5 protein-coding genes and 1 tRNA gene are annotated in these 4,493 nt (G+C 41.8%); 3 read left to right on the top strand and 3 right to left on the bottom strand.

Features of this window, described 5'->3' with window-relative positions:
- Positions 1-282: 282 nt before the first annotated feature.
- From WBA23_RS15285 to mltG, 3 genes are all read right to left on the bottom strand, one after another.
- Positions 283-367: transfer RNA gene (locus WBA23_RS15285), tRNA-Ser, on the bottom strand.
- Positions 368-448: 81 nt separating this feature from the next.
- The gene (locus tag WBA23_RS15290; RefSeq protein WP_424583151.1) at positions 449-856 is read right to left on the bottom strand and encodes an acyl-CoA thioesterase; all 408 of its coding nucleotides are present in this window, start codon (positions 854-856) and stop codon (positions 449-451) included.
- Between the two features lie 2 nt (positions 857-858).
- Positions 859-1,893, bottom strand: a complete 1,035-nt coding sequence (mltG, locus tag WBA23_RS15295) for an endolytic transglycosylase MltG (protein ID WP_424583152.1) — start codon at positions 1,891-1,893, stop codon at positions 859-861.
- A 139-nt stretch (positions 1,894-2,032) separates the two neighbouring features.
- Here mltG and WBA23_RS15300 point away from each other — a divergent pair, with 139 nt between their 5' ends.
- The 3 genes from WBA23_RS15300 to WBA23_RS15310 form a co-directional block, all read left to right on the top strand.
- On the top strand, positions 2,033-2,662 hold the full coding sequence (locus WBA23_RS15300) for an L-threonylcarbamoyladenylate synthase (protein WP_424583153.1): 630 nt from the start codon (positions 2,033-2,035) through the stop codon (positions 2,660-2,662).
- Between the two features lie 28 nt (positions 2,663-2,690).
- A complete protein-coding gene (locus WBA23_RS15305; RefSeq protein ID WP_424583154.1) occupies positions 2,691-3,326 on the top strand; it encodes a WbqC family protein in 636 nt (211 codons plus the stop codon).
- A 114-nt stretch (positions 3,327-3,440) separates the two neighbouring features.
- Positions 3,441-4,493, top strand: a 1,053-nt coding sequence (locus tag WBA23_RS15310; protein WP_424583155.1) for a Clp protease N-terminal domain-containing protein, incomplete at its 3' end; no start/stop codon positions are given.

A 4,493-nucleotide genomic window follows, 5' to 3' on the forward strand; every position in this document is an offset into this window, starting at 1 on the left:
AGTAGTAATAGTTGTTCCGAAATACCCAGAATCATCGGCTAAAGCCCAATGGCAGTTTATCTGAAATGTTCTACGGTATTTTCATCCTGCTTTTACTCGATCAGCAAATAATCCTCGGAGCAAGCCCCGAGAAACAAGATTCTCTTATAGATTTAAGAATGGAGGGCACCTAATAGGGCTCATAAGTAGTTAGAATCTATTAATAATAGAGTATCTCAAAAAGAAAAAACCCCTTAAATTACTATAATTTAAGGGGTTTTGGCATTAGATAAATGCAAGATGCAGAGAGTGAGGGATTCGAACCCCCGGTACCTCGCGGTACAACGGTTTTCAAGACCGCCGCGTTCGACCACTCCGCCAACTCTCTGGGTAGATTAGCTAAATTGCTAATGCGACCGCAAATCTAGTGGATCAGAAGTAAATATATAATAAAGCTATTGGAAGAATTTTAGCTGAAATAGGGTTCTAGTAACTTCATCATTGTTTCGGGTGGGCGACAAGGACGCTTAGTATTTGCTTTCATAAATGCCAGCACTGTTTTGCCTGAATGAACTAGGGTTTCATCTTCACTTCTAAACTCATACTCAAAAGTAATCCTCACCGATGGCATATCATTTAAAAGAACCTTTATTGTTAATAGATCATCGTAGTATACTGGCTGATGATAGTAAGAATGATTCTCTAGTACAGGCATCATAATTCCACTTTCTTCAAGTTTTCGGTAGCTCATACCCAGGTTACGTAATGCCTCTACTCGAGCTACTTCGTAGTATGAGGCATAGTTACCGTAGTAAACATAACCCATCTGATCCGTTTCTCCGTAACGAACCCGAAGTTGGATAGTGTGTTGATACATAGTTAGTTATAAATTCCAGCTTGGCTTAGTGCCCGCTGGTAGCGTCGGGCATTGGCCAAATGAGCTGTAAGGTTTGTAGCAAAGTTGTGGTAACCAGAAAAGTCTTCTCGAGCACACATGTATAAGTAGTTATGGTCTTCGTAGTTCAGCACCGCATCTATTGCATTAATAGACGGAACTCGAATCGGGCCCGGAGGTAAGCCAGTGTATTTGTATGTATTGTAAGGGGAATTTATTTCTTTATGCTTATTTAGTACTCGCTTAATAGTAAAATCTCCGGCAGCATATACCAGCGTAGGGTCAGCTTGAAGAGCAATATTACGTTTCAACCGGTTCAGATAAAGCCCAGCCACCTTAGGAGCCTCGTCGGGTTTATTTGTTTCTGATTCTACAATAGAAGCCAAAATAGATACTTCGTGGGGAGTCATGTTCAGGGAGTCAGCCCGGCTCGCTCGTTGTTTGCTCCAAAAGTTCTCATACTCTTGGTAGAATCGGTCAAATAGCTCCTCGGCCGAGGTTGTCCAGTAGAACTGATACGTATCGGGTAGAAACAGCGACAACACATTTTCGGTTGTAAAACCGTATTCCTTTACAAACTCCTCACTGTTGAGGAGAGCTAAAAAATCTTCTTTATCAGCTTCCAGATTTTCACACAACCGCTGAGCTAATTCCGGCTTCAATCGCACATTGTTAAACGTTACATCCACTGGTTTCTGTTCGCCAGAACGCAGCCGACGAATTGCTGCCAGATTCGACATATTAGCCTGTAACAAATAACGCCCCGGCTTTAGGTATTGATCGTATTTCATCAGTTTAGCTAATACACTAAAAGAAAGTAAGTCTTTTACATAATTTTCTTCATGCAGTCTATCCTGTACTTCATCAAAGGTAGCACCCGATGGTATAAGAAGTATCCGATCTGATTGATCAGCCAATACATTAGGAGTATACACCATTTGGTAAGCATAAAACGAAAATGATACTAATAACACCGAACCCACCACAATAAAAAGTGCTAATAGCTTAGGTCTTTTCATATGCAATAAAAATTAGTAATTTGGTAGTACTCTCAGAATTAACATTTAACGTTTGTCCGGCATCTCCGTTTTTTGTAACATCGTTGTTACTAAGAAAAGTTTTTACGCTAAGTTCATTTTTTTATTAAACACCACATAGATGAAAGCATCCCTTCTAAAAATCAACGCTCTTTACCCCGAAAACAAAAAGCTAACCAAAGTAGTCGAAGTTCTACAAAAAGGTGGGCTGGTGATTTATCCCACCGATACAATTTATGCCCTAGGTTGCAGCCTTCTTAACCCTGAAGCTATTGAGCGTCTCTGCCTAATTAAAGGGGTTGATCCTCAAAAAAATCAGTTTTCTTTTCTATGTCAGAATATCAGTCAGGTTTCGGAGTATTCTAAAAGTATTCCCACCCCCATTTTCAAAATGATGAATAAGGCTTTGCCCGGCCCTTATACATTTATATTACCTTCCAGCAAACACGTACCCAAAAAAATTGATAGCAAACGTAAAACAATTGGGGTTCGAGTAACCGACCACGCCATTCCCCAGCAATTGGTAGCCCGCCTAGGTAATCCGTTAATTACTACATCAGTACACGATGAGGACGAAATTGTGGCTTACGCTACTGACCCTGCTTTGATCTACGAGCGTTTTGCCGATCAGGTAGATTTGATTATTGACGGCGGTATGGGAAACAACGTAGCTTCTACGGTAGTAGACTGCACGCAAAATGAACCCGCTGTACTACGTCAGGGGTTAGGTGATACCGCTTTACTGGTATAATTGACACTTACCTCTTTACCCGCCAGCGTTGGATCGATCGGTACTAATAGAAAGTCATTATTTCCCTTGTCTGGAGTATTTTTCTTTGCTGCGTTCGGCAGATAAAGTATGGATTCATGTTGATGAAACCTACGTAAAGCAGTCGTATCGGAACCGATGCTATATTTTAGGGCCGAACAAAATACAAGCACTTAGCGTACCCATACATAGAGGAAGCGGAAAAGTGCCTACTCAAGATGTAAGAATAGCGAACGAGAGTCGGTGGCAAAACAACCACTGGCGAAGTTTGGCATCAGCCTACGGTAAAACACCGTTTTTCACATTTTTTGCCGATGATATCCGAACTACATTATACCAGCCTTATAACTACTTAATTGACCTTAACCTTGCCCTACTGACAAAGTGTCTGGAATTGCTAATGTGGAATGTTGAGGTGGATTTTTGGCCTCGTCAAGCTTCTCTAGCAACAGCCAGCACCATAATCGATCAGCGAGGTAAGATTGTGGGTAAAAATCATTTGTCGGAAAATAGTCAATTTGTGCCAATAAGGTACATACAAGCCTTTGGCAAAGACTTTGTAACAAATTTAAGTATCATAGATTTGTTATTTTGTGAAGGCCCTCATGCCGATAATGTTATTCGACGTTCAATATTCGGAAGGTGAACAAATGCTTAAAACCGCTTGTTGTTTTCTTAGCATATATATCTATCTTGCTATTGAGGGTTTTGGCTCGAGGGGAAACATCCATTTTACCATTTAATTCCAAAGAGTAAGCTTATGGAAGCTAAATTTTCAAATAGAGTTAAGGAAGTTATTTCGCTTAGTCGGGAAGAAGCCCTCCGACTGGGGCATGACTATATTGGGACTGAACACCTATTGCTAGGTATGATTCGAGAGGGGGAGGGCGTAGCGGTAAGCTTGCTCAAAAAGCTAGGTGTTTCTTTAGATGAACTACGTACTGCTGTAGAGCAGGCCACCAAAGGAACGGCCACTGGTAACGTGAAAAACCTGGCCAACATTCCTCTGACCCGACAGTCAGAGAAGGTACTAAAAATCACGTATTTGGAAGCAAAAATATTTAAAAGTCAACTGATTGGCACCGAGCATTTGCTCCTTTCCATTCTTCGCGATGAAGATAATATTGCTACCCAGATTTTAGAGAAGTTTGACGTAAACTACGATGTTGTGAAAGAATTATTAGAATATCAATCCGATACTCCGGTAGCCGGACCCGATACTGATGATGGCGACGAAGATTCTGGTCGCATCTTTGGTGGTGGGGGTTCAGGTTCCAGCCGAGAGTCTAAAGGTTCCGAAAAATCCCGTACCCCGGTGCTGGACAACTTCGGACGCGACTTAACCAAATTGGCTGAAGATGATAAGCTTGATCCAATTGTGGGCCGAGATAAAGAGATTGAGCGAGTCGCGCAAATCCTTAGTCGCCGTAAAAAAAATAACCCAATCTTAATTGGTGAACCCGGAGTGGGTAAAACTGCCATTGCTGAAGGCTTAGCTCTGCGCATTGTTCAGAAAAAAGTGTCTCGTGTATTATTTAACAAGCGAGTAGTTACTCTTGACTTGGCTTCGTTGGTTGCCGGAACCAAGTACCGGGGGCAGTTTGAGGAGCGCATGAAGGCGGTAATGAACGAGATCGAAAAGTCTCCGGACGTTATCCTGTTCATTGATGAGTTGCATACGATTGTAGGGGCTGGTGGAGCTTCCGGTTCGCTAGATGCCTCTAATATGTTTAAACCAGCATTGGCTCGAGGTGAAATTCAATGTATTGGGGCTACCACCCTAGATGAGTATCGTCAGTATATTGAAAAAGAT

Origin of the sequence: Tunicatimonas sp. (assembly GCF_049647865.1) — a bacterium.
In the GTDB taxonomy this organism is placed as follows: Bacteria; Bacteroidota; Bacteroidia; order Cytophagales; family Cyclobacteriaceae; genus Tunicatimonas.

Bases quoted from the DNA above. Each gene is read 5' to 3' on its own strand.
- mltG (WP_424583152.1), bottom strand. From the start codon at position 1,893: ATGAAAAGACCTAAGCTATTAGCACTTTTTATTGTGGTGGGTTCGGTG.
- WBA23_RS15300 (WP_424583153.1), top strand. From the start codon at position 2,033: ATGAAAGCATCCCTTCTAAAAATCAACGCTCTTTACCCCGAAAACAAA.
- WBA23_RS15290 (WP_424583151.1), bottom strand. From the start codon at position 856: ATGTATCAACACACTATCCAACTTCGGGTTCGTTACGGAGAAACGGAT.